Below are 21,851 nucleotides of genomic sequence, written 5' to 3' on the forward strand. Positions count from 1 at the left end.
CTCTAAGGTGCTCGGCATCGGAGGTGGCCCATGAAGGTCGTTGGCAGTGCGCTGCTCGGGGCGGAGCGCAAGCGGGTCTGGGACGCCCTGCAGGACCCGGCGGTCCTGGTGCGGACGATCCCGGGCTGCGCGCGGCTCGAAGAGGTCGGCGCCGACGTGTACGCCATGACCGTCACGGCCGGGGTGGCGTCCATCAAGGGCGTCTACCAGGGTGAGGTCTCGCTCACCGACCCCGACGAGCCCGAGCGGTTCGTGCTGCGGGCGCGCGGCCAGGGGGCCCCGGGCACGGTCGAGGCGTCCGTCGTCGTACGGCTCAGCGAGGCCGACGGCGGCACCCGGGTCGACTACGACGCCGAGGCCGTCGTGGGCGGGATGATCGGCGGCGTCGGGCAGCGCATGCTCGGCGCGGTGGCCAGGAAGACCGCGGGGGAGTTCTTCTCCGCCGTCGAACGGCACCTCCTGTCGGCCGGCGCGGCCCCCGCCGTGGATGCCCCCGCGGTGAAGGCCGCCGCCGGGGAGGCTGCCCCAGGGATGCTGGAGGCGGCGGAACGGACGGCGGGCGTGTTCACTCGCCCGGCACCCGAGAGCGCGCCTCGGGCGGCCCGGCAGGGCGTACCCGCCTGGACGATGCTGGCCGCGTTCGGCGCCGGCGCCGGGGTGGCCCTCGGCAGCGCGGCGATCGGCTGGGTCCTCGGCCGTGCCGGGACGCGGAGCGGGCGGCGCTGATCCGCTGGGGGCCTGTACGCGGCCGGGATCGTGATGTCGCGATTTCAGCCGTGCCGAGTCCACCGGCATGTGGTGACGGCCTTCGAGTCGCTGGGCCGGCGCAGGAACAGGACCTGGCACCCTCAGCGCATCTCTAGTCGGTGACGGGCCGGCCGGTGGAATCGCGGGCGAGGGCGACGATCCGCTCCAGGGCCGCCGCATGACGTTGGAAGGCCAGCCGTCCCTGCGTGGTGAGCTGCACGTACGTGCGCCGTGCCCGCTTGTCCTGGTCCTTACGGACGATGACGTATCCGGCGGCGGCCAGCGCGGAGACCTGCTTGGACAGCGCCGAGTCACTGGTGCCGACCGAGTCTCTGAGAAAGCCGAAGTCCACCCACTCGGCCGGCGCCAGCAGGGCCACGACCGACAGGCGCGCCGGGACGTGCAGGAACTCGTCGAAGAGCGGATCCATCAGGCGGTCCCGCCACTCTGCCGGACGATCGACTTCATGATGGAGCGGTTCACGGGCGTGGCCGCGACATACGCCAGGGCCGCCACGATCGCGCCCGCGGTGGCCTGTGACAGCGGCCCCTGAGGCGGCAGGCCGAACAGCGCGAAGGCCGCGATCCGGCCGATGCCGAAGGCCACCATGACGCAGGCCAGCAGCCCGCCGTGGAAAAGGGCCTCCTGCCGGGTGGCCTTCCTGCGGACCGCGGCCCGGTGCTCACAGACGATCCCCACACCGGCGTACAGGGCCATCCCGAGCGCCAGGGCCACGAGGTTCCAGGAGTGCGGGAGGTCGATGGCCGCCAAGGCGATGAAGAGGCCGAGCGCGGAGACGACCACGCGCGGAAGCGCGAAGCTCTGGCGGACGATCTGCTCCCGGGTCCTGTCCTGGAAGCGGTGGATGTCGTCGAGCGAAGTCTGGGCGTCGTGCTGGTTCATGGGACCGTCCCCCGAAGTCGGCTACTGCTTTCCTGTGAGGAAAGTAGCATCTGTTTTCCTCATAGGAAAGTGGTCGCATGGAGTGGGGCCGGGCCACGGCGACCTCCGTACAGGCGAACGGCGGCCTGGGAGCCACCGGTGCGGGCCTGTGGGCAGGGTGTGACGAGGGAATGCCGATTATTCGGCACAGCTCGCCGGTTCGGCAGGTCGGTGGCGATCGGTAGACACTGGAACATGCCCAACGTCCGCATCGGAGTCGACACCGGAGGCACCTTCACCGACGTGGTCCTGGTCGATGAGGACACCGGCAGGATCGTCACGACCAAGACTCCCTCGACTCCCGCCAACCCCGCCGACGGCTTCATGGCGGGGGTGCACAAGGTGCTCGAGGCGCACGGCGGCTCGTACGGCCTCGACGCGGTGTCCGCGATCGTCCACGGCACGACGGTGGCCACCAACCAGCTCCTGGAGGACCGGCCCGGCGGCACCTCCCACCTCGGGTTCGTCACCACGGAGGGCTTCGAGTCCATCCTGGAGATCGCCCGGCAGAGCGTCCCGGACGGGTACGGCAACTCGTACTTCTGGGTGAAGCCGCCGCGGATCGTGCCCGTCCACCGGGTCAGGACGGTCGGCGGACGGCTCGACCATCTCGGGCACGAGGTCCGGCCGTTCGACGAGGAGCAGGCGGCCGAGGTGGCGCGGTGGTTCCGCGAGCGCGGGGTGACCGCGATCGGCGTATGCCTTCTGCACTCTTACGCCAACCCCGCGCACGAGACCCGCATGCGGGAGGTGCTGCGCCGCGAGCACCCCGGTGCGGTCGTGTCGCTGTCCAGCGACGTCCTGCGCGAGTACCGGGAGTACGAGCGGTCGGTGACCACACTGGTGGACGCCGCGGTCAAGCCGATCATGCGGCGGTACATCGACAACCTCTCCGACCGGCTCGGCCGGCCGTTCTCCGTGATGAAGAGCAACGGCGGCGTGCTGTCGGCCGCCGAGGTGGTGCACCAGCCCATCACCACCGTGCTGTCCGGTCCGGCGGCCGGGGCCCTCGGCGCCGCGCTGATCGCGGGGAACGCCGGTCACCCGAGCGTCATCACCCTCGACGGCGGCGGCACCTCCACCGACGTCGCCGTGGTGGTGAACGGCGAGCCCTCCCTCACCACCGAGGGCACCATCGGCCGCTACCCCTGCAAGATCCCCATGATCGACATCGTGACGGTCGGGGCGGGCGGCGGCTCGATCGCGTGGATCTCCCCGGAGGGGACGCTCAAGGTCGGCCCGCCGTCGGCCGGGGCGGACCCCGGCCCCCTCTGCTACGGCAAGGGCGGCACCGAGGTGACCGTCACCGACGCCCACGTGTTCCTCGGCCGGGTGCCCCCGTACCTGCTGGGCGGCGAGATCCCGCTCGACGTGGCCGCCGCCCGCGCGGGCGTCGAGGCGCTCGCCGCGAAGCTCGGCCTCACCCCCGAGCGATGCGCCACCGGCATCCTGGAGATCAGCGCGTTCAACCAGTCGAACGCCATCCGGCAGATCACCGTCAAGCGCGGGCTCGACGTCCGTGACTTCCCGATGGTCGCCTTCGGCGGCTCCGGGCCGCTGCTGGCCTGCCGGCTCATCGACGTCCTCGGCCTGCCCGCCGCGATCGTGCCGCCCGACCCGGGCAACGTGTCCGCGTTCGGACTGCTCACCGTGGACGTGAAGAACGACTACGTCCGCACCCACGTCTCCCGCGACCCCTCGCCGTACGCGCTGAACGAGATCTTCTCCGAGCTGGAGGGCCAGGCGGCCGAGGCGCTCACCCGCGAGGGCTTCACCGGCCACGTGTACGCGCGCAGCGCCGACCTGCGCTACTACGGGCAGGCGTACGAGGTGCGGGTCCCCGCCCCCGGCGGCCCGGTGGACGCGGCCTGGCAGGCCGGTGTGGTCGAGCGCTTCCACGCCGAGCACGAGAGGCTCTACGGGTACGGCTACCGCGGCGACGCCAGGCACGCCGTCGAATGGGTGAACCTCCGGGTGTCCGGCGTAGGCCCCATCACCCGCCCCAGGATCGCCCGCCGGCCGTGCCAGGCGGACGAGCCGAGCCCGCTCGCCACCCGTGACGTCTTCTACGAGCGGTGGGGGAGGACGGTGATCTACCGCAGGGGCGACCTCGGCGCCGGCGCGGTGGTGCGGGGCCCCGCCGTCATCGAGGAGTACGGCTCGACGCTGCCGGTCCACCCCGGCTTCACGGCGACCATGGACGACTACGGCAACCTCGTGGTGGTGAGCGACCGATGAGCGCCGATCCGGTTCTGGTGGAGATCGTGGAGGGCACGCTCGCCTCGGTCGAGACGGAGGTGGAGACCGCCATCGCGCGGACCGCCCGGTCGCCGATGATCCGCGACGCGCACGACTTCCGCGCCGGGATCCACGACGTACGGCTGCGCAAGCTGACCGGCCGGTCGTACTCCGCGCTGGTGCAGCCCATCGTCCGGGACTTCCCCGTGGCCGAGATGCGTCCGGGGGACGTCTTCTTCCACAACGACGTCTACCTGTCGGAGGGCGGCATCGGCCACCTGCCCGATCTGTGCGTCACCGTGCCGGTGTTCCACGGCGGTGAGGTGGTGGCGTTCGTGCAGGCCTTCGGCCATCACGACGACATCGGCGGCGCCGTGCCCGGCTCCATGCCCTCGCACGCGCGCAGCGCCTTCGAGGAGGGCCTGATGGTCCCGCCCATCAAGCTGTGGGACCAGGGCGTGCCCAACCGGGCGGCGCTGGCGATCATGACGCGCAACTCGCGGATGCCCGACTCCCTCGCCGGGGACCTCGACGCGGAGTGCTCGGCCTGCCTGATGGGGGCGCGGCGGCTCGGCGAGCTGTTCGACCGGTACGGGCGCGACGCCGTGGAGGCGTGCTTCGACGCGATCATCTCGAAGACCACCGAGACCTTCCGCCGGGAGCTGCTGTCCAAGATCCCGGAAGGCGTCCACGTCTGGGAGGACTACGCGGAGCACGACGGCGTGGACGAGCCCCGGCTGCACGCCCAGCGGATCACCCTGACCGTCGACCACTCGGCGGCGACCCCGCTGACCATCGACTTCACCGGAACGTCGCCGCAGGCCAAGGGGCCGATCAACCACGCGGGCGACTACGCCGACGGGGTGTTCCTGAAGAAGTGGCTCGCCCCGATCCTGCGCAACTTGGCCGACACGCCTGAGCGGATGGCCGAGCTGGACGTCAACGAGGGCGTCGTGCCGCTCATCGAGATGATCTTCCCCGAGAAGGGCACGCTGCTCACGCCGATCTTCCCCGCGCCGACGAACGCCCGGACCTTCGTGATCCTCCGCCTCCTCGGCGTGCTGGCCGGGGTGCTGGCCAAGGCGACCGGCGGCCGGATGCCCGCCGACCAGGAGACCATCCGCTACACCGGCGTCTACGGGGACTCCGACGACGGTCCGTACCTGATGAGGGAGGTCCTCGGCGGCGGCTCCGGGGGGCGCTGGTACGCCGACGGGGAGGACACCATCCACGTCGTGCCCGACAGCCGGAACATCCCGGTGGAGTTCGCCGAGGCGCGCTGGCCGTTCCGGGTGGAGCGGCTCGGCCTGGCGGTCGACAGCGGCGGACCGGGAGAGTTCCGCGGCGGGCTCGGATACGACAAGCACATCCGCATGCTGCGGGACGCGTCGTTCATGTCGATCGCCGACCGGTCCATCCTGTCCTGCTGGGGGGTCAACGGCGGAAGGGCGGGCCGTCCGTTCCAGGTCATGGTCGACGGCGTGGAGATGGAGGGCCTGGTCGACGACTTTCCGGTCCGCGCCGGGCAGGTCATCCGGATCCGCACGACCGGGGGCGGCGGCTGGGGGTCGCCGTACGACCGGCCGGCCGAACGGGTCGCCGAGGACGTCCGCGACGGGAAGGTCTCCTTCGCGGGGGCGCGTGAGGACTACGGCGTCGTACTCTCCGGCCCCCGCGACGACGTGCGGATCGACGCGGAGAAGACGCAGCGGCTGCGCGCGGCCCTGCGGGAGGAGCGGCCGGCCCCGTTCTTCGACCGCGGCCCCGGATATCCCACGCTCTCCGGCGGCCGTGCCCACGCGGAGGTCGACACCCTCTGAGCGGTGCCGGTGGCTGACACGAAGGTGGAGTGCCAGGTGGGTGAGGGCGTGCCGGGGACCGATCCGATCGGTTACTCTCCGGATTCGAGGATTTCCAGCGAGTAGTCGGCCGAGCTGCCATCCTGAGTGCGCTGACCTGCGCACGAGAAGGAGAGCGCGATGGCCGCTCAGCATTACTTTGCCGACACCGCCGATGGCTACCACCTCGACGACCCCTCACACGCGGCGATCGTCGTGCTGATAGACGAGCTGAACTACCGCGACAACACCTACATGACGGTCAAGCCGGTCGGTGACGCCTCCGAGTGGTGCGTCACCGTGACGTTGCGGCTGGACGAGATCTACCAGGCGGATCTGCGGGAGGCGCCGGGGCGGGACCCCGTGGTCGTGACCGGCACCGATCCGAGGAGCGTCGCTCAGGACGTGATCGGCTGGCTGGAGGCCCACTCCGGCGTCAGCCTCGCCCCCGAGCCGTGAGCCCGGCAGGCTCCGGGGCCGCCGGCGCCGCGGCGCTGACGGTCCAGCGAGCTCCCCCACCCGGAGTGCGACGCGAGCCCGCACCCTGTTGCGTTCGAGGGCCGATGGCTCTGTGGCCGCTGACCCGGCCTCCTGACCGCCGGCGCGTGGCGGGTTCGCCGGGCCGGCCGATGGTCAGCCCCACCCGCCGGCCGCGGAGGCGACCGAACGGGAGACCCTGCTGGGGGTGGTGCGCAGCTCCGCCTCCAGCTCGGCGAGCACATGCTGAACGGCCGTCTTCATCCGGCCCCGGTTGCCGTTCAGCTCCTCGCCGAACGCTCGCGCGGCGGGCCCCACCCAGACCGCCTCGCCGCCGAACTGGGCGCACGCCGGGTCGAGAGCGGTCTCCAGGACGTGAATGTGCTCACGCACCGCCGTGATCGCCGCCTCCAGGTCCCGATACCTCGGATTCGGCACCATGTCGTCGTCGGTGGGCACGCTCAGGCTCCCGCGGTGAAAGTGACGGTACGGATAGATGGTGGCGCGGCGGTTCTCCTTGAGATTATGTGGGCTCGGAATGATCCCGGCCAGACACGGAGGCGAGATGCCAGGCCTGCCACCTGCCGTACGGTTTCGCCGTGCCGTCGTCATGCTGGCCGTCGCATCGCTGGGGGTGTCGGCATGCACATCTGACGACACCCCTACGGCTAGCGAAGCCGGCCGGACATTGAAAAATCACATTTTGCAGCTGTTGAAAGAGCGCAATGCCCAGAACGTCACCATCACCGATCCCGGCGGCAAGAACATCCCCTGCGGCGACGGCCATGCCAAGCAAACTTTCGCGGCCAGAGGAGACGATTTGCCGGAAAGGCAACCAGCCGCGCTGGTAGATGCTCTGGTGGGAGCACTGAAGCGAGTGGCGCCGTACAGGGTGGTCTCAGCCGGTGAGTCTGGTCAGCCCGTACGGGTGGAGGACAAGCAAGCGCACACTGTTCTCGTCCTCAGCGCTCCTTTGAAGGGGATGTACCAGGTGAGTGGAGAAACGCAATGCCTGGTCAGCTGAACTAGTCAGCGAACAGGGCGGCGCGGGTTCGGGAACCCTGCTTCCGGCCGTCAAAGCGATCAGACAGGAAGCGGGCGGTTTCGGCCAGTGACTTTTTGTCTCGGCCCATGCCGTTGGCTATGAACCATTGGTCGAGGGCTTGGAGGCCTTGTTCGCCTGATTCGAGGATGTCGGCGAAGGGACGCAGGCGACCGTCGCCGTCGGCTATCGCGACACCCGGCGGGCAGGCGGCCTGGTAGGCGCCCGGCGAGACGGCAGGGGTGAAGCCGGCGTCCATGAGGGCCTGAGCGATCGTGTGCTGGCGTCCCAGAGTCTCCCGGTCGTCGGTCGCGTCGAGCCGGCCCACTTCGGTTTCCGGGTCGTCCTTGTAGGTGTCGTACACGGAGAAACCCGTGCTCAGCCCTTCCCACAGCAGCTCGGCCATGATGCCTTCAGGAACGGCGAAGCCCGCCAGGGCCGTCGCGAGGCCGACGGTGAACCCCTGGTACTTGTCGGCGTCGGCCGCGTCCTCGTCGATGGGCCGGCCGAGCTTCTCGGCGGCCGCCAGCTCGAACCCGCGGACGTTCCCCAAAGCGGCGAACACGTCGTCCAGCCGGGTCGGGTCCTTGTCCTTCATCATGGCCGGGACACCCTCGTCGATGAGTCTGCGGGCCAGATCCCCCATGCCGGCGTCGAAGGGCCTCCTGCTCTCCTCGCTCCCCGCGAAGGTCGTCATGAACCGCAGCGTGTCGGCGGGGCTGAGCCGGAACGCCGGGTTCAACCCGGAGATGCGGGAGTCCACCGCACCGAAGGCGCTGGGCTGGAGCTGGTTGTCGTCGCCGAGATTCGCGCCCTCGGTCATCTCCGTCGCGTACGCGCCCGCGATCTCGGCCAGGTGGACCCGGGTGGGGGCGGCGAACGGGAACCCCGCCGTCCGCGTGATCACGTCGAACGCGAACCGGGCGGCCACATCGCTGTGCCGGCCGTCCTTCTCGTCGTAGGCGCCGGCGGCCGACGCCAGCAGGCGCCCGAATGCGTCAGCGGACGCCGGGTCGGTGGCGGCCCGGTCGTTCAGGCGGCGCAGGAAGGTGGCCAGATCCGGCCGCACGTCCTTCGTGGCGAGACCGCCCGGCCTGGCAGGCGCGAGCAACTCCCCCAGGACGTCACGCGGAAGCGGGCTGTCCCGGGTGGCCAGGCCGATGGCGAGCCGTGCCGCCGCGGGATCCCTCGCGAGGGCGCGCAGGTAGCCCGTCAACGACGAGCCGGTCGCCCGTTCCTCCGGCAGGAAGATCTGCAGTGCGACGACCTGGGCGAGCCACTCCGTGGGGAATCGCCCGGCCGACAGCAGCTCCCCGATCGCCTCCTGATCATCCACGCTCCCGGCCTTGGCCCCCACCGCCCCGATGACGGCCGCGAGCCCGGGGGCGGCTCCCGCGCCGGCGACGGCCGTACCGAACGCGCGGCTCACGGTCTCCAGCGCCTCCGGCACCCGCTCCTGGAGAATCGCGCGGACGCGTCGTGGAAGCTCGATGGTCCGCCGTGCGCCGATGCCCGCGAAGAACGCGGCGGTGAACTCGGGGTCGTTCTGGTGGGCGGCGAGTGCGTCGACGACCTTCCGGTACTTCTCATCCAGGTGGACGTCGAACGGGGCGTCGGGATCGATGTGCCTGTAGTAATCCGCGAGTTCCCGGCCGAGGCGCCGGGCCTCGGCCGGGGACAGGACGTCCTTCTCCTCGTACGGCACGAGCGAGGCGGCGCCGGGTGTCCAGGCCGGCAGGCGGGCCATACCGTCCGCCATCTGCCGGCGCCTGCGGAGCTCGGGCAGGCGGTCGTCGATCCACCGCTCGACCTCGCCGATGGGGCCGAGGGACGCCGCGGGGAGGCCGTGGGCGGCGAAGACCCGGCGGACGGCCTCGGTGTGCTCCCCGATGACGCCACGGGCGTGCTCGATCTCGGTGACGAAGCGTCCCATGAGTTCCGGGGAGATCCCGGAGAAGTCGGGGGAGAGCGGTCCCGTTCCCGGCGCGCCTGATCCCATCCCGCAGTCGCCTCCTCCGACGCCCCATCTCCCCAGCCACCACCGTAGCCCGGCTCATCCGGCCCCGCCGGGGAACCGGTGCCGATCGATCTGCCTCCGCGATGTCGATCGTGGTTGACCCGCCGGCCCTGGGGTAGCCGTCAAGTGACGCCAAAAGGGGATGGTGAAGTACAGATGGCATCAATCGTCCAGCGGATCAAGGACTACCTCCAGACCCCACGGGGTCGTCAGAACGTCGAGAAGGTCAAGACGATGGCGCGCGACCCCCGCAATCAGCAGCGGCTGCGCCAGTTCATGGATCGGTGGCGCGGCCACCGGACCCGGCACTGACGAGTCCGCAGAGATGCCCGGCAGCCCCGGCCGGTGATCGACCATCCGCCGGCCGGGGACGAGGCGTCGCATCCGGTGATCGGGCCGGGGCGTGAAAAGCGCGGGTTGACCTGGCAGGCTTGCCGGTGGAGACCGACTGACGCTCTCCCGTGGATCCCCATGGAGGCTGGCCGTGCAGGGACCTCTCAGCGGCATCGTCGTCCTCGATCTGTCCCGCGCTCTGGCCGGGCCGCACGGCGCGCAGATGCTGGGCGACCTCGGCGCTCATGTCATCAAGGTGGAGCATCCGGAAGGGGACGAGTCGCGCGGATGGGGCCCGCCGTTCGTAGGGCCAGATAACGATATTTCTACCTATTTCCTCGCGGCCAACCGCAACAAGCGGTCGATCACCGTGGACATGAAGTCCGCCGAGGGCCAGGCCGTGGTCGAGCGGCTCGTACGGCAGAGCGACGTCCTGATCGAGAACTTCCGCACCGGCGTCCTCGACCGGCTGGGCTTCCCGATCGGGCGGCTCCACGAGCTCAACCCCCGGCTGGTGATCCTGTCGATCACCGGCTTCGGCCACGACGGGCCCGAGGGCGGCAGGCCGGGGTACGACCAGATCGCCCAGGGCGAGGCGGGCCTGATGTCGCTGACCGGGCCGTCCACCGCCGAGCCGTACCGGGTGGGCGCCTCGATCGCCGACCTCCTGGCGGGCATCCACGGCGCGTACGGCGTGGTGGCGGCGCTCTACGAGCGGGAGCGGACGGGGCGTGGCACGGTCGTGCGGACCTCGCTGCTCGCCTCCGTCGTCGGCGTGCACTCCTACCACGGCACGGCCTGGACGGTCGGCGGCGTCGTCCCGAAGGCGGGCGGCAATCACCACGCCTCCATCGCCCCTTACGGAGCCTTCCGCTGCGCCGACGGGATGATCCAGATCGCCGCCGCCAACGACGGTCAGTGGCGGAAGGTGGCCCGCCTCCTGGGCATCGACCCTGAAATCCCGAAATATGCGACCAACGGGGAGAGGTTCGAGCATCGGGACGAACTGATCGAGGACATGGAGAAGGCCCTGGCCACCGACGACCGGGGGCACTGGCTCGCCGCGCTCGGCGCCCTCGGTGTGCCCGCCGGCGCGATCCGCTCGCTCGACGAGGTCTACGCCTGGGACCAGGTCCGTTCCCAGGGCCTGCTGGTGGGCGTCGATCACCCCGTGCTCGGCGACATCGAGCTGCCCGGCTCCCCGCTCCGCTTCGAAAGCGCCGCCCCCGAAAGCGCCACCACCGAAAGCGCCGACGCGACCGAGAGCGCCGACGCGACCGAGAGCGCCGACGCCTCCGGGAGCGCGGGCGAGGCGGCCAAGGCGGCCGAGGGCCCCTCCGGGCACACCGCGCCGCCCGCACTCGGCCAGGACAACGACGCGGTGCTCGCGTGGCTGGCCGAGCGGGAGCGGTCCCGATGAGCGCCCTCCCGGCGAGGGGACGCCGCGGGTGAGGAGGCCCGACGCCCGCACGCTGATCGGCCGGGTGCTCGACCCCCACTCCTGGAGCTCCTGGGACGAGCCTCCCGTGGACACGGCCGCCCCCGGCTCCGCGTACGCGGACGAGCTGGCGGCCGCTCGCGCCAAGACCGGCTACGACGAGTCGGTGATCACTGGGGAGGGCACGCTCGACGGCCGCCGGGTCGCGGTCGTCGCCTGCGAGTTCTCGTTCATGGCCGGCTCGATCGGGGGAGCCGCCGCCGAGCGGCTCGTCAGGGCCGTCGAGCGTGCCACGGCCGAGAGGCTGCCGCTGCTCGCCTCACCGGCCAGCGGAGGCACCAGGATGCAGGAGGGCGCGCTGGCCTTCACCCAGATGGTGAAGATCACCTCAGCGGTGGCGGCCCACCGCGCGGCCGGCCTGCCGTACGTCGTGTATCTGCGCCATCCCACCACCGGCGGGGTCTTCGCCTCGTGGGGGTCGCTCGGCCACGTCACCGCCGCCGAACCCGGCGCGATGATCGGCTTGGTCGGCCCGAGGGTCTTCGAGTCGCTGCACGGCTACCCGTTCCCCCAGGGCGTGCAGGTCTCGGAGAACCTGTTCGCCCACGGGCTCGTCGACGCCGTCGTCTCCGACGAGGACGCCCGCGAGATCGCCATCCGGGCGCTCGCCGTCCTGTGCGCCCCGCGGCGCGGCCTGCCCCGCGGGCCGGAGCCGGAGGAGGCGACCGAGACCGTCCCGGCCTGGGAGGCCGTCACCCGCTCGCGCCGGGACGACCGGCCGGGCGTACGGAGCCTGCTCAAGTACGGCGCCCGCGACGTCACCCCGCTCCACGGCACCGGTGTGGGGGAGAGGGACGCCGGACTGCTGCTGGCGCTGGCCCGCTTCGGCGCGGCGCCCGCGATCGTGCTCGGCCAGGACCGTGAGCGGCAGCGGGCGGGCGACGCGCTGGGCCCGGCCGGGCTGCGGGTGGCCCGCCGGGGCATGCGCCTGGCCAGCGAGCTGGGGCTGCCGCTGGTCGCCGTGGTGGACACGGCGGGCGCGGAGCTGTCGAAGGCGGCGGAGGAGGGCGGCCTGGCCGCCGAGATCGCCCGCTGCCTCGCCGACCTGGCCATGCTCGACGCCCCCACCGTCTGCCTGCTGCTGGGCGAGGGCGCGGGCGGCGCAGCCCTCGCCCTGCTCCCGGCCGACCGGGTCGTCTGCGCGCAGCACGCCTGGCTGGCGCCTCTCCTCCCGGAGGGCGCCTCGGCCATCCTCTACCGGACCGCCGACTTCGCCCCCGAGATCGCGGCGGCCCAGGGCGTGCGGGCGGCCGACCTCAGGCGCGACGGCATCGTGGACCGGATCGTCCCGGAGCGTCCCGACGCGGCGTACGAGCCTGAGGACTTCTGCCGGCGCGTGGCCGGGACGCTCGAACACGAGATCATCGGCCTCCTGGAGCGGCCGGCCGGGGAGCGCCTGGCCGCCCGCCTCGCCCGGTACCGGTCGCTGGGATCCGGCCCCCCGGCATCCGGCAGCCCGCCAGGCCGCTAAGGGCGATCTGCGGGAATACGCCCGGCATGGTCTCGTCGGTTATCTCATCGGGGAGGTCATCAGCCGGTTCGTGGACCGGCTGGAGGCGGAATTGCCGGACGCGAACGGCTCGGCGGTGCATACCTGACGTCCGCTCCGGAGCCTGCCCACCACGCTCCGGGGCCCATACCCGGCCCTCGGCGACTGCGAATACCGGGGCGGCAGGGCCGCACCTCAACAGGTCTTCACATAGGGCACGTCGCCTCCCACGTGCTCCTGCCATTCGGCCGGCGTCAGTGGCCGGCCCGCGCGCCGGCACACCTCGGGTATAACGCCTTCGGGGTCGACCGGAAGTTCGTGAAGCGTCCCGTCACTTCCAAGCACGCGCAACATCCTGCTGTCCGGGGAGAAGGCCATGACAGGGGGGATCGCGTTGTTCTCCGCCGTCTCAGCGACGGTGACGACCTGCGGGGCGCCCAACTGGTAGCCGCCCGCCACATCGAACAGCGTGACCCGGGTGTCATGCGCGACCGCCAGGAAGCGTCCGTCGGGGGAGAACCTCCCGTTCAGCGCGTACCCGGGCAGCTTGAGCAGTTGCCCGGTCGGCTTCCACGTACGCGTGTTCCACAAGGCCACTGCGCTGCCCCCGTACGGGGATGCCGCGAGCCCGCGCTTGGAGGCCAGCACCATCCACCCCTTGGCCAGCGTGCCGGGGCCCTTCGACCGCGGCAGCATCTTCTCTTTCACAAGGTCGATGACATCGACGCCGCCCGCATCGGCGGTGACGAGGGTTTCTCCGTCGGTGCTGAAGGACATGTGGTCTCCCGCGACCTGTGTGAACCGCATCACCTGCTTGCGGCGCCCGACATCCACGATCTCGATCCCGCCCTGACCGGTGTAGTCGCTGGGCTGACTGTGGATGAGGGCGAGGAAGCGGCCGTCCGGGCTGAACCGCAGTTCGCGTTTCTCCGCGCTCTCCTCCTTCAGCGTGACGTCCCGCAGCTTGCGCCGGGTTTCGACGTCCCACAGCGTCAGCTTCGGCGCGGAGTCGTTCAGGACGCTGGTCGCCAGCGTGCGGCCGTCAGGGGAGACGGCCATGCCCAGCTCTTCGAACTCATCGTTCGTGCCCGGCTTGATCTTCAGGTTCGTCTCTGCGAGGCCGGGCAGCGCCCATCTGTGCAGCACACCGCCGACCAGGGCGAACAGCGCGTCGCCGGTGGCGTTGAATTCCCTGTTCTCCGCGTCGGCATCGGGGACGTCGGGCGGCCGCGTGTACCGGCTGATGTCGTAGGCCGTCACCTGTCCCGTTTCGTCGAGCAGAGTCAGCGTACGCTTGTCGGGGCTGATTCTCGGGGACCCCACGATCACGGCGTCGATGGTCAGATCGAGAAGTTGAACGCCGTCTTTCACCCGCCACAGTGCGACGGCGGTCCCTTGCTGGTTGGTGCCGGAGGTGATCAGCAGCGTGCCGTCCGCGCTGAAGACCGCATCCTCGCTCGGGCCGTAGAACTCTCGCCCCCAGTCGGCTTTGGTCAGGCTCCACAGCCTGATCTTCTCCTCGTCCGTCTTCTGGTCCGCAATCACGGCGAGGGTGGCGTCGGGAGAGAAGGCGAGGATCCGTCCGGGAAGGTTTTCGGGAAGCCGCTTGCCGGGGACAGTGCCGACTTCGGGGAATGTTCGCAGCACGTCCGCTGGTTCTTCCTCGCCTGTATAGATGGTGACGGCGCCGAAGTCGTCGTGTGGGCCAAGTGTCGCAGCGCTCAATCCCAGAATCTCTGACTCCGGGAGCGTCTCCGGAGGTATCTCCAGCCGCCGTTTCGCGACGTTCCACAGCGCGTAGGACGGCCCGCCCCGGTTCTGAACCGCCCACAGGTAACCGCCCCCTGGGCTGAAGCGCAGTTCGCTGGGATCGCCCTTGTCCGAGTCCTCTGTTCTCGGCACGACCGCCCCGCCGCCGAGCCGCTTGCCGGTGCGCAGGCTCCACAGGTGGATACCGTTCCTGCCCAGTGCGAGGGTGTCGCCGTCCGGGCTAAGGGCGGCGCTGAAGGGGCCTTGCCCAACCCCGGTGAAGGTCCTGATCGTCTTGCCGGTGCTGACGTCGTAGGCGGTCACCTTGTCTGCGCCTGCGCTGACCAGTATCCGGCCGTCGATGCTCAGCGCTCGCCCCTCGTTGGCGAGCGCCGGGTCTTTGAAGACGCGTTGCTCCTGCTGAGCCAGTGCGCTGAACACTGCGGCTCTCGCCTCCGGGACCTGGGCGATGCGATAGGCGGCGACGCTCAGCAGCATCGCTTTCACCGGGTCGCTGTCGCGCAACGCGTCGGCCTGCAGGGCAACCCGTCGAGCGGCAGCCTGAGCACGCTGCTCAGCCAGACGCCGGTCGCTGACTGCGAGCCGCCGGTTGCTCGCCTCACTTCTGCGCGCCTGCTGCCAGGCGAACAGTCCACCGGTGAGCGCGCCCACGAGCAGAATCGTCACCGTGCCTGCCAGCAGTCTGCGCCGCCGGCCTTGCCGTGCCGACTCGGCGCTGCTTCGTCGGAGGAACTCTTTCTCCAGGGAGTTGAGCGTCAGGCGGGTCGACGCCGTCCAGGCCAGCGCGGCGTGCAACGCACTGCCCCTCAGCAGGTCCTCGGCCAGGCGCCCGTTCGCCGCCCAGCGGCGGGCGGCCTCGCCGAGCCGGCGGTGACGGTCGATCGACTCGTGATCGGACTTGACCCATTCATGGAGGCGCGGCCAGGCCCGCAGCAGCGCGGCCTTGCCCAAGGTGACAGTGCCGGCATCCAGGCGGACCAGCGACGCCCGATCGAGTGCCTCGAGCACCCGCTGGGCCTCATCCGCGTCGGGCCGCCCCTCGACGAGCTCACCGAGGGTTGCGCTGCGCGCCACCTCCTCACCGTCTCGCACATCTACCAGGCGCAACAGCAGATCGCGTGCCACCTCGCGCTCGGTCGGCGGCAGCGCCGCGTAGATCCTTTCCGCGACCACGCCGAGCGCGGGTTCCGCTGTCAGGGAGTCCGGAGGCCGTACGCCTGCGGCGGCCTGCGTGCCGTCGGTGAGCAGGGCGCTTCCGGCGCCGGTTCCGCCGAGAAGGGTCAGTAGGAGCTGCTGGGCGGAGGGGCGGGCGACCGGGTCCTTGGACAGGGCGGCGGCGGCGAGTTCGCGCAGCCCTGTGGGCAGCGCGTCCAGATCGGGATGCTGGGTCAGCAGCCGGTTGATCACCGCGACCGGTGTGGGTCCGTCGAACGCGTCGCGGCCCGTGGCGGCGAACAGGACCACCGCTGCCCAGGCGAACACGTCGGCCGCCGGCTCGGCCTGCCCGCCGGAGAACAGCTCGGGCGCCATGTAGGCGGGGGTACCCATGAGTCCCTCGGTGGTGCCGGTCGTCACTCCGGCCGCACGCGCGATGCCGAAGTCGATGACTCGGGGGCCGTCAGGGCCGAGCAGCACGTTCTCCGGTTTGAGGTCGCGGTGCACCACCCCGGCTCCGTGAATGGCGGTCAGCGCGGTGGCGATGCCGACGGCGAGCCGGTGCAGCGCCTCGGCGCCCAGAGGCCGTCCTTCACGCACCGCCCGGCGCAGGCTCGGGCCGGGGACGAACTCGCTGACGATGTACGGGCGGTCACTGTCCAGATCATGCCCGACCACCCGAGCGGTGCAGAACGGCGGCACCCGCTCGGCCGCCTGCACTTCCTTGGCGAATCGCCGCCGCAAGGATTGGTCTCCGGCGAGGTAGGCGTGCAGCACCTTGACGGCGACCCGGTTGGCGGCCTCGTCGTACGCCTCATAGACAACGCCCTGCCCACCCGATCCCAGCCTGGTCGCCAGCCAGTACCGGCCTAGACGTAACGGACCCTCCGAGCCCGATGCCTCCGATTCCATAAGCTTTAGATCCGCGAGGGGCTCGCTCGGTTGTCCGCATCGTCCTCGAGACCCGTTCGCTGATCGCTCCGATACGTGGACGACGGCTTCGTCCCGGGCGCCGGGGATCCCCTGGCTGTATTGACCCGCAGGGTTGTTGACGCGGGTCGACACACCTAGAAGCCGTTGGAGAAGTCCCCGGAGAAGTCCTCCGCGGAGTCGCCGGCCGGGGGCACCGCGACGCGCTCCACACGGATCGAGTGCACCTCGTCGCGGGGCACCACCACCTCGTAGGCGCCGTGGTCGACCAGCCAGTATCCGAGCGCCTCCGCCTTCATGCCGCTGTGCCCGGTGTAGGCGATGTGGAGGCCGCCTTCCGGGCCGTCGTCCTCGTCGAGCACGAGGCACGGCTCGCCGCCGAACGCCCCCACCGTACGCAGCAGGGTGAGCCACTCGAGGTCCGAGCGGCCGACCTGGAGCCGCCAGTAACCGCCGGCCTTGGTGAAGCCCTCCTCGGGCGACTCGCTGAACAGCACCACGTCGCCGCCGTCCGGCCCGATCGCCGCGGCGTACGTCTGGTCCCGGTAGCGGGCGATGAACCCCAGCCCGACGGGCTCGAGCTCGCTCATGACGCCGGCCGCCAGGTCAGGCCGTCGTACCCGGCGAAGGGCCGCTCGCCCGACCCGGTGAGGTGGACGATCTCGGCGCCGGCCGGGATGGGCATCGGCATCGTGTGGAACTGGGGGACCATCTGCTCACGTGAGGCCGTGTAGCCGTTTCCGGTGAACGGGGGTGAATCGCTCCAATCCCCGCCCATGTGCGGGCCGTACGGGACGACGTAGGTGTCGATGTCCCGCGCGTTCCACCGCATGATGTACAGCTCGGGCACTTTGGGGGTCAGCTCCGATCCTTCGAAGCACAGGTCGAGGGCCTCGATGAGCGCGGCGGGGGTGGTCAGGCGGCCACAGTCCTGCACGCGGTACACGTACCCGGAGATGATCGTCCGCTTACCCGACAGGTACGGCACGAGCAGCCGCGGCGGGATCACCTTCTGCATCTGGATCCTGCTTCCCGGCTCGCTCATGGGCCCAAGTTTACGATCTGCCGACTCCGAGTCGGCGATGTTCCAGTGACGGAAGGGTCGCCCGCACGCTTTCCGTCAGCCGGGGGTCGATCTCCCCGACCTGTACGGCGTGGCCGGGGCCGAGGTCGTGCCGGACCACGCCCATCGGGTCGACCAGCATGCTCCGGCCCACCCCGAACCCGTCCCGCGCCTCCGGGTTGGGAGCCTGGCCGACCGCGATCGTCCACGTGGTGTTCTCGATGGCCCTGGCTCTCACCAGGGTGACCCAGTGGTCCTCCTTCATCGGCCCGGCGCCCCAGGCCGCGATGACCGCGAACGCGTCGGCGCCCCGGTCGACCAGCGCCCGGGTCAGCTCGGGGAAACGGACGTCGTAGCAGGTCACGAGGCCCAGCCGCAGCCCGGCCAGCTCCACGACCGCCGGGGCGTCGCCTGGCGCCACGAGCTGCGACTCCCGCGCCCCGAACGAGTCGAACAGGTGGATCTTCCGGTAGGCGGCCGCGATCTCGCCGTCCGCGCGGACGGCGACGGCCGTGTTGTGCACCCGCCCGCCCCCCGCCGGCTCGAAGACGCCCGCGACCACCGCCACGCCGTTTTCACGCGCCGCCTCGGCCAGCCCGGTCACGAAGGGCCCGTCCAGCGGCTGCGCGGTCTCCGTCACCCCCGGGCCGAACCGGGTCAGCGTCGCCTCGGGGAAGACGGCGAGGTCGGCGCCGCGCGCGAGGGCGAGGGCGTCACGGACGGCCTCCAGGTTCGCCTTGGGGTCGTGCGCGATCGGTATCTGGCACAGGGCAACACTCGTCACGGCCCCCAGTCTGCCCGTTGGGGACCGGTCGCCACCAGGTCGCCGAGCGCCAGACCCATTCCAGCGGGCCGTACCTGTGACGGGCGAGCCACCATCGGCTGAACGCGGCCTGCGCGGCCACGGTGACCCCGCTGACGGCCACGATCGCCGTCCCCGTGCCGTCCCTCACCAGGATCGGCATGGCCAGCAGGATGACCGCCGTCCCCGTCAGGTAGTTGGTGAGCGCCATCCTGCCGAGCGCCTCGAAGAGGCTCGCCCGGCCCGTCCGCCGCGCGAGCAGCAGGAATCCGCTCGCGTACGCCGCCGCGCCGGTCAGCGCCGCCGCCTGGTAGACCCCGCCGCCCGGGGGCCCGTGGTTCCACCACCACGTGAGCGGCACGGTGACCACCACGGCCGCGGCGAAGGCCGCCGGGCCGGGCCGCCGCTCCTGCCCGCCGTACTCGACGGTCGCGAGGCCGAGCAGGAACAACGCCGCGATCAGCACGTACGGCTCGCCGCCGATGAGCGCGACGGCCGTCGTCCCCGCGCCGAGCAGCAGCACGGCCGGCGCGGGCAGGACGGCCGCCGGCAGGAGGAGGAAGGCCCCCAGGGCGGCGTACGGCAGGAGCACGTCCCCGGAGTTGACCAGGCGATGGGCGGCGCCGAAGGCGGCCAGGACGGCGAGCCGCCGAAGCAGCACCCGATGGGGCCGTTCGGCGCGCTCCCGCGCGGAGCGGAGGAACAGGGCGAACCCGATGCCGAACAGGAACGAGAAGATCGGGTAGAAGCGGCTCTGGAAGAGGTTGGTCATCACCCAGTCGATCGAGGTCGGCCCCCGATGGGCGCGGGTGTGCTGCCAGGTGTTGACCAGCATGATCCCGCACACCGCCAGCCCGCGAAGCGCGTCGAGTGACCGGATCCTGCCGGCCGGCGCCGTCACGTCAGTCCCTCCCCGAGCGCGGTGGTCCCAGCATGCGTACTCTGGTGCCCGTGACCGCTGCCCTCACGCCTGGGCCTCCATAGCGGACGCATTGTCCCAGTCGCGGTTTCCGGTCGCGGTTTCCGGTCGCGCTCAGGGCCGGAGCGGCGGGGCGGCCCGGTTGTAAAGTGGCCGCTGTGGGTGAGCCGCTGGTGGGACGGATGCGTGAGTTCGGCACGACCGTCTTCGCGACGATGACGAAGCTGGCCGTGGAGACCGGGGCGATCAACCTGGGCCAGGGCTTTCCGGACACCGACGGGCCGCAGCGCATGCTGGAGCACGCCGCCGAGGCGATCCGCGGAGGGTTCAACCAGTACCCGCCCGGCCCCGGCGTCCCCGAGCTGCGGCAGGCCGTCTCCGACCACCGCAAGCAGTGGTACGGCCTGGCCTACGACCCGGACGGGGAGGTCCTCGTCACGGTCGGCGCCACGGAGGCGATCACCGCCGCCGTCCTGGCCCTCTGCGAGCCGGGCGACGAAGTCGTCGTCTTCGAGCCCTACTACGACTCGTACGCGGCGGCCGTCGCGATGGCCGGGGCGGTACGCAGGGCCGTCACGTTGCGCGTGGACGCCGGCCGCTTCACCTTCGACCCCGCCGAGCTGGAGGCCGCCGTCGGCCCCCGCACGCGGGCGATTTTGGTCAACTCGCCGCACAACCCGACCGGCACCGTCTTCACCCGGGAGGAGCTGGAGGTCGTCGCACGCGTCTGCCAGGAGCGCGACCTGATCGCGATCACCGACGAGGTCTACGAGCACCTCACCTTCGACGGGGTCGAGCACGTGCCCCTCGCCACGCTCCCGGGGATGCGGGAGCGGACGGTGATGATCTCCTCGGCCGGCAAGAGCTTCAGCGTGACCGGCTGGAAGACCGGGTGGATCTGCGCCCCGGCGCCGCTGGTCGCGGCCGCGCAGACGGTCAAGCAGTTTCTCACGTTCACCGCCTCCGCCCCCTGGCAGCTCGCCGTGGCGTACGCCCTGCGGGAGGAGATGGCCTGGGTCGCCGCGCAGCGGGCGGCGCTGGAGGCCAAACGCGACCGGCTGGCCGCGGGCCTGGAGGCGGCCGGTTTCGGCGTGCTCCGCCCGGCGGGCACCTACTTCGTCCAGACCGACATCCGGCCGCTCGGCTTCGCCGACGGCCTGGAGCTGGCCCGGCGGCTGCCCGAGCTGGCCGGGGTGGTGGCCATCCCGACCCAGGTGTTCTACGACCACCCCGGCCGGGGCCGGCACTTCCTGCGGTTCGCCTTCTGCAAGAGGGACGAGGTCATCGACGAGGCCGTGACCCGCCTGCGGCGCCTCGGCGGGACGGCCCGCCCGGCCGTCTAACCGGCCTGCGCCGCGAGGCGGCGGTTCCGCAGGCGGGACACCCGGGCGACGCCGTAGGCGACGACAGGGGTCGCCATCCACAGGAGCGGGACCACGTCGGCCATCCACGCGGCGGCGACGGCGGTCAGCGCCCAGAAGGCCCCGATGCCCCAGTCGACCCGGCCCTCCGTGCGCAGGCGGCTCAGGTCGGAGCCTTCCCGGTAGAGCCCCTGGCGGAGGACCAGGCCGATCATGGTTCCCTGGCACAGCATCAGGAGGGCCTCGGTGCCCGCGAACAGGGCGATCGCCGTCGCCCTGCCGCCCCCCGCCGCCTCGTCGGGCAGCCTGTTGACGTCGCCGAAGAGCGAGGTCACGTACGGCAGGCACGCCACCAGGAACAACAGCGGCAGGTGCAGTGTGATCACGGCCTGAGACAGCCGGGCGACCTGGTCGAACAGCCGGTGGTGCGCCCGCCAGGCGACCCACAGCATGCCGAAGGCGATGCCGAAGGCGACGAACGAGCTGACGTGTTCCCCCAGGAACGCGGGCAGCCGCATGCGGTCCTCGCCCTCGGGGCGCGGCAGTTCCAGGGCGAGCAGCGTTATGGCGATCGCGAAGATCGCGTCGGCGAAGACGCCGACCCGCTCGTGGGTGAGCCCGGGGCGTACCTCCGGCGTGGTCATGGCGATCTCCGTTGTCCCGCGGCGTCAGGCGATCATTCCGTCAGGCCGATCATTGTGGCAGACGCGGCCCGTGCGAAGGGCCGCCCCGGGGCTCCCCGCGTCAGTCCCCGGCGTCAGTCCCCGCGGCCGTGCATCGCCCGGGTGAGCACGTAGGCGATGTTGACGAAGGCCACCACCCCGAAGACGAGCAGGAAGCCGAGCGTCGTGCCGCCCTGGCTCGCGATGATGGCGACGAGCGGGATGGACAGCGCGAGGGAGCCCAGGCCCAGGGCCATCTGGGCCCAGTCGAGCGGGGGGCGCCGGGTCTTCTGACGGGCCAGGCGGTCGTCGATGAGCGCGTTGACGCGGTCGACGAGGGCTTCGGCGAGTTCGAGTTCGTACTGCGGGCCGAGCTCGCGCCGTGCGGCGAAGGCCGCGGCCAGCTCGCTGGGTTCCATCTTCTCGGGGGGCATGCCGCGATTGTCCCGCCGCCGGAGCCCCGGACGGAAGGGCGCGGCGGCGTATACCGGCGCCGCTTGGTGATTGTTGCCGAGGAACCCGTCAGCGGTGGGCGACAGTCGCCAATGTAGGTATGCGGGTGGGTGGA

At 71.4% G+C, this 21,851-nt stretch carries 20 protein-coding genes; 9 read left to right on the forward strand and 11 right to left on the reverse strand.

Translation table 11 applies throughout. The features are described 5' to 3' along the window. Positions 1–30 precede the first annotated feature (30 nt). A complete protein-coding gene (locus tag AB0B72_RS17600; protein ID WP_367739838.1) occupies positions 31–726 on the forward strand; it encodes a carbon monoxide dehydrogenase subunit G in 696 nt (231 codons plus the stop codon). Positions 727–859: 133 nt separating this feature from the next. Here AB0B72_RS17600 and AB0B72_RS17605 read toward each other — a convergent pair whose 3' ends face one another. Together AB0B72_RS17605 and AB0B72_RS17610 are read right to left on the reverse strand one after the other, a co-directional pair. Next, positions 860–1,177 carry a winged helix-turn-helix domain-containing protein gene (locus AB0B72_RS17605; protein WP_367739839.1) on the reverse strand — a complete coding sequence of 106 codons (318 nt, stop codon included), beginning with the start codon at positions 1,175–1,177 and terminating at the stop codon, positions 860–862. Next, on the reverse strand, positions 1,177–1,650 hold the full coding sequence (locus AB0B72_RS17610; protein WP_367739840.1) for a hypothetical protein: 474 nt from the start codon (positions 1,648–1,650) through the stop codon (positions 1,177–1,179). Before AB0B72_RS17610 ends, AB0B72_RS17605 begins: the two co-directional genes overlap by 1 nt. A 234-nt stretch (positions 1,651–1,884) precedes the next feature. Here AB0B72_RS17610 and AB0B72_RS17615 point away from each other — a divergent pair, with 234 nt between their 5' ends. The 3 genes from AB0B72_RS17615 to AB0B72_RS17625 all read left to right on the forward strand — a co-directional run bounded on the left by AB0B72_RS17615 (position 1,885) and on the right by AB0B72_RS17625 (position 6,224). Next, entirely contained in the window at positions 1,885–3,927 is a 2,043-nt protein-coding gene (locus AB0B72_RS17615; RefSeq protein ID WP_367739841.1) for a hydantoinase/oxoprolinase family protein, read from the forward strand. Next, a complete protein-coding gene (locus AB0B72_RS17620) occupies positions 3,924–5,747 on the forward strand; it encodes a hydantoinase B/oxoprolinase family protein (protein WP_367739842.1) in 1,824 nt (607 codons plus the stop codon). Before AB0B72_RS17615 ends, AB0B72_RS17620 begins: the two co-directional genes overlap by 4 nt. A 159-nt stretch (positions 5,748–5,906) precedes the next feature. Beyond that, positions 5,907–6,224: a hypothetical protein gene (locus tag AB0B72_RS17625; protein ID WP_367739843.1), complete on the forward strand. Its 318-nt coding sequence runs from the start codon at positions 5,907–5,909 to the stop codon at positions 6,222–6,224. 174 nt (positions 6,225–6,398) lie between these two features. Here the strand turns inward: AB0B72_RS17625 and AB0B72_RS17630 are convergent, their stop codons facing one another. Then, positions 6,399–6,701 carry a hypothetical protein gene (locus tag AB0B72_RS17630; protein WP_367739844.1) on the reverse strand — a complete coding sequence of 101 codons (303 nt, stop codon included), beginning with the start codon at positions 6,699–6,701 and terminating at the stop codon, positions 6,399–6,401. A gap of 151 nt (positions 6,702–6,852) precedes the next feature. Here AB0B72_RS17630 and AB0B72_RS17635 point away from each other — a divergent pair, with 151 nt between their 5' ends. Further along, a complete protein-coding gene (locus tag AB0B72_RS17635; protein ID WP_367739845.1) occupies positions 6,853–7,266 on the forward strand; it encodes a hypothetical protein in 414 nt (137 codons plus the stop codon). 1 nt (position 7,267) lies between these two features. Here the strand turns inward: AB0B72_RS17635 and AB0B72_RS17640 are convergent, their stop codons facing one another. Beyond that, positions 7,268–9,283 (reverse strand): hypothetical protein, encoded by a 2,016-nt coding sequence (locus AB0B72_RS17640; RefSeq protein WP_367739846.1) that lies wholly within the window; start codon positions 9,281–9,283, stop codon positions 7,268–7,270. Between the two features lie 174 nt (positions 9,284–9,457). Here AB0B72_RS17640 and AB0B72_RS17645 point away from each other — a divergent pair, with 174 nt between their 5' ends. The 3 genes from AB0B72_RS17645 (at position 9,458) to AB0B72_RS17655 (ending at position 12,603) form a co-directional block, all read left to right on the forward strand. After that, positions 9,458–9,613, forward strand: a complete 156-nt coding sequence (locus AB0B72_RS17645) for a hypothetical protein (protein WP_367739847.1) — start codon at positions 9,458–9,460, stop codon at positions 9,611–9,613. 172 nt (positions 9,614–9,785) lie between these two features. Further along, positions 9,786–11,054 (forward strand): CaiB/BaiF CoA transferase family protein, encoded by a 1,269-nt coding sequence (locus tag AB0B72_RS17650; protein WP_367739848.1) that lies wholly within the window; start codon positions 9,786–9,788, stop codon positions 11,052–11,054. Between the two features lie 28 nt (positions 11,055–11,082). Further along, a complete protein-coding gene (locus tag AB0B72_RS17655) occupies positions 11,083–12,603 on the forward strand; it encodes a carboxyl transferase domain-containing protein (RefSeq protein WP_367739849.1) in 1,521 nt (506 codons plus the stop codon). A 213-nt stretch (positions 12,604–12,816) separates the two neighbouring features. Here AB0B72_RS17655 and AB0B72_RS17660 read toward each other — a convergent pair whose 3' ends face one another. The 5 genes from AB0B72_RS17660 to AB0B72_RS17680 form a co-directional block, all read right to left on the reverse strand. Further along, positions 12,817–16,458 carry a protein kinase gene (locus AB0B72_RS17660; RefSeq protein ID WP_367739850.1) on the reverse strand — a complete coding sequence of 1,214 codons (3,642 nt, stop codon included), beginning with the start codon at positions 16,456–16,458 and terminating at the stop codon, positions 12,817–12,819. Positions 16,459–16,613: 155 nt separating this feature from the next. Then, positions 16,614–17,066, reverse strand: a complete 453-nt coding sequence (locus AB0B72_RS17665; RefSeq protein ID WP_367739851.1) for a hypothetical protein — start codon at positions 17,064–17,066, stop codon at positions 16,614–16,616. After that, entirely contained in the window at positions 17,063–17,521 is a 459-nt protein-coding gene (locus AB0B72_RS17670; RefSeq protein WP_367739852.1) for a hypothetical protein, read from the reverse strand. Before AB0B72_RS17670 ends, AB0B72_RS17665 begins: the two co-directional genes overlap by 4 nt. A 10-nt stretch (positions 17,522–17,531) precedes the next feature. Then, positions 17,532–18,323 carry a carbon-nitrogen hydrolase family protein gene (locus tag AB0B72_RS17675; RefSeq protein ID WP_367739853.1) on the reverse strand — a complete coding sequence of 264 codons (792 nt, stop codon included), beginning with the start codon at positions 18,321–18,323 and terminating at the stop codon, positions 17,532–17,534. After that, entirely contained in the window at positions 18,253–19,242 is a 990-nt protein-coding gene (locus AB0B72_RS17680; RefSeq protein ID WP_367739854.1) for a DUF418 domain-containing protein, read from the reverse strand. The genes AB0B72_RS17675 and AB0B72_RS17680 overlap by 71 nt, the downstream gene beginning before the upstream one ends. Before the next feature lie 176 nt (positions 19,243–19,418). Between AB0B72_RS17680 and AB0B72_RS17685 the strand changes: the two genes are divergently transcribed. Then, on the forward strand, positions 19,419–20,603 hold the full coding sequence (locus AB0B72_RS17685; RefSeq protein WP_367739855.1) for a pyridoxal phosphate-dependent aminotransferase: 1,185 nt from the start codon (positions 19,419–19,421) through the stop codon (positions 20,601–20,603). Here the strand turns inward: AB0B72_RS17685 and AB0B72_RS17690 are convergent. Both AB0B72_RS17690 and AB0B72_RS17695 read right to left on the reverse strand, forming a co-directional pair. Continuing rightward, complete coding sequence (locus tag AB0B72_RS17690; RefSeq protein ID WP_367739856.1) at positions 20,600–21,265, reverse strand: TMEM175 family protein; 666 nt, start codon at positions 21,263–21,265, stop codon at positions 20,600–20,602. The genes AB0B72_RS17685 and AB0B72_RS17690 overlap by 4 nt on opposite strands. Before the next feature lie 113 nt (positions 21,266–21,378). After that, a complete protein-coding gene (locus AB0B72_RS17695) occupies positions 21,379–21,717 on the reverse strand; it encodes a hypothetical protein (RefSeq protein WP_367739857.1) in 339 nt (112 codons plus the stop codon). Between the last annotated feature and the right edge of the window lie 134 nt (positions 21,718–21,851).

It is taken from the genome of Microbispora sp. NPDC049125 (assembly GCF_040802045.1).
In the GTDB taxonomy this organism is placed as follows: domain Bacteria; phylum Actinomycetota; class Actinomycetes; order Streptosporangiales; family Streptosporangiaceae; genus Microbispora.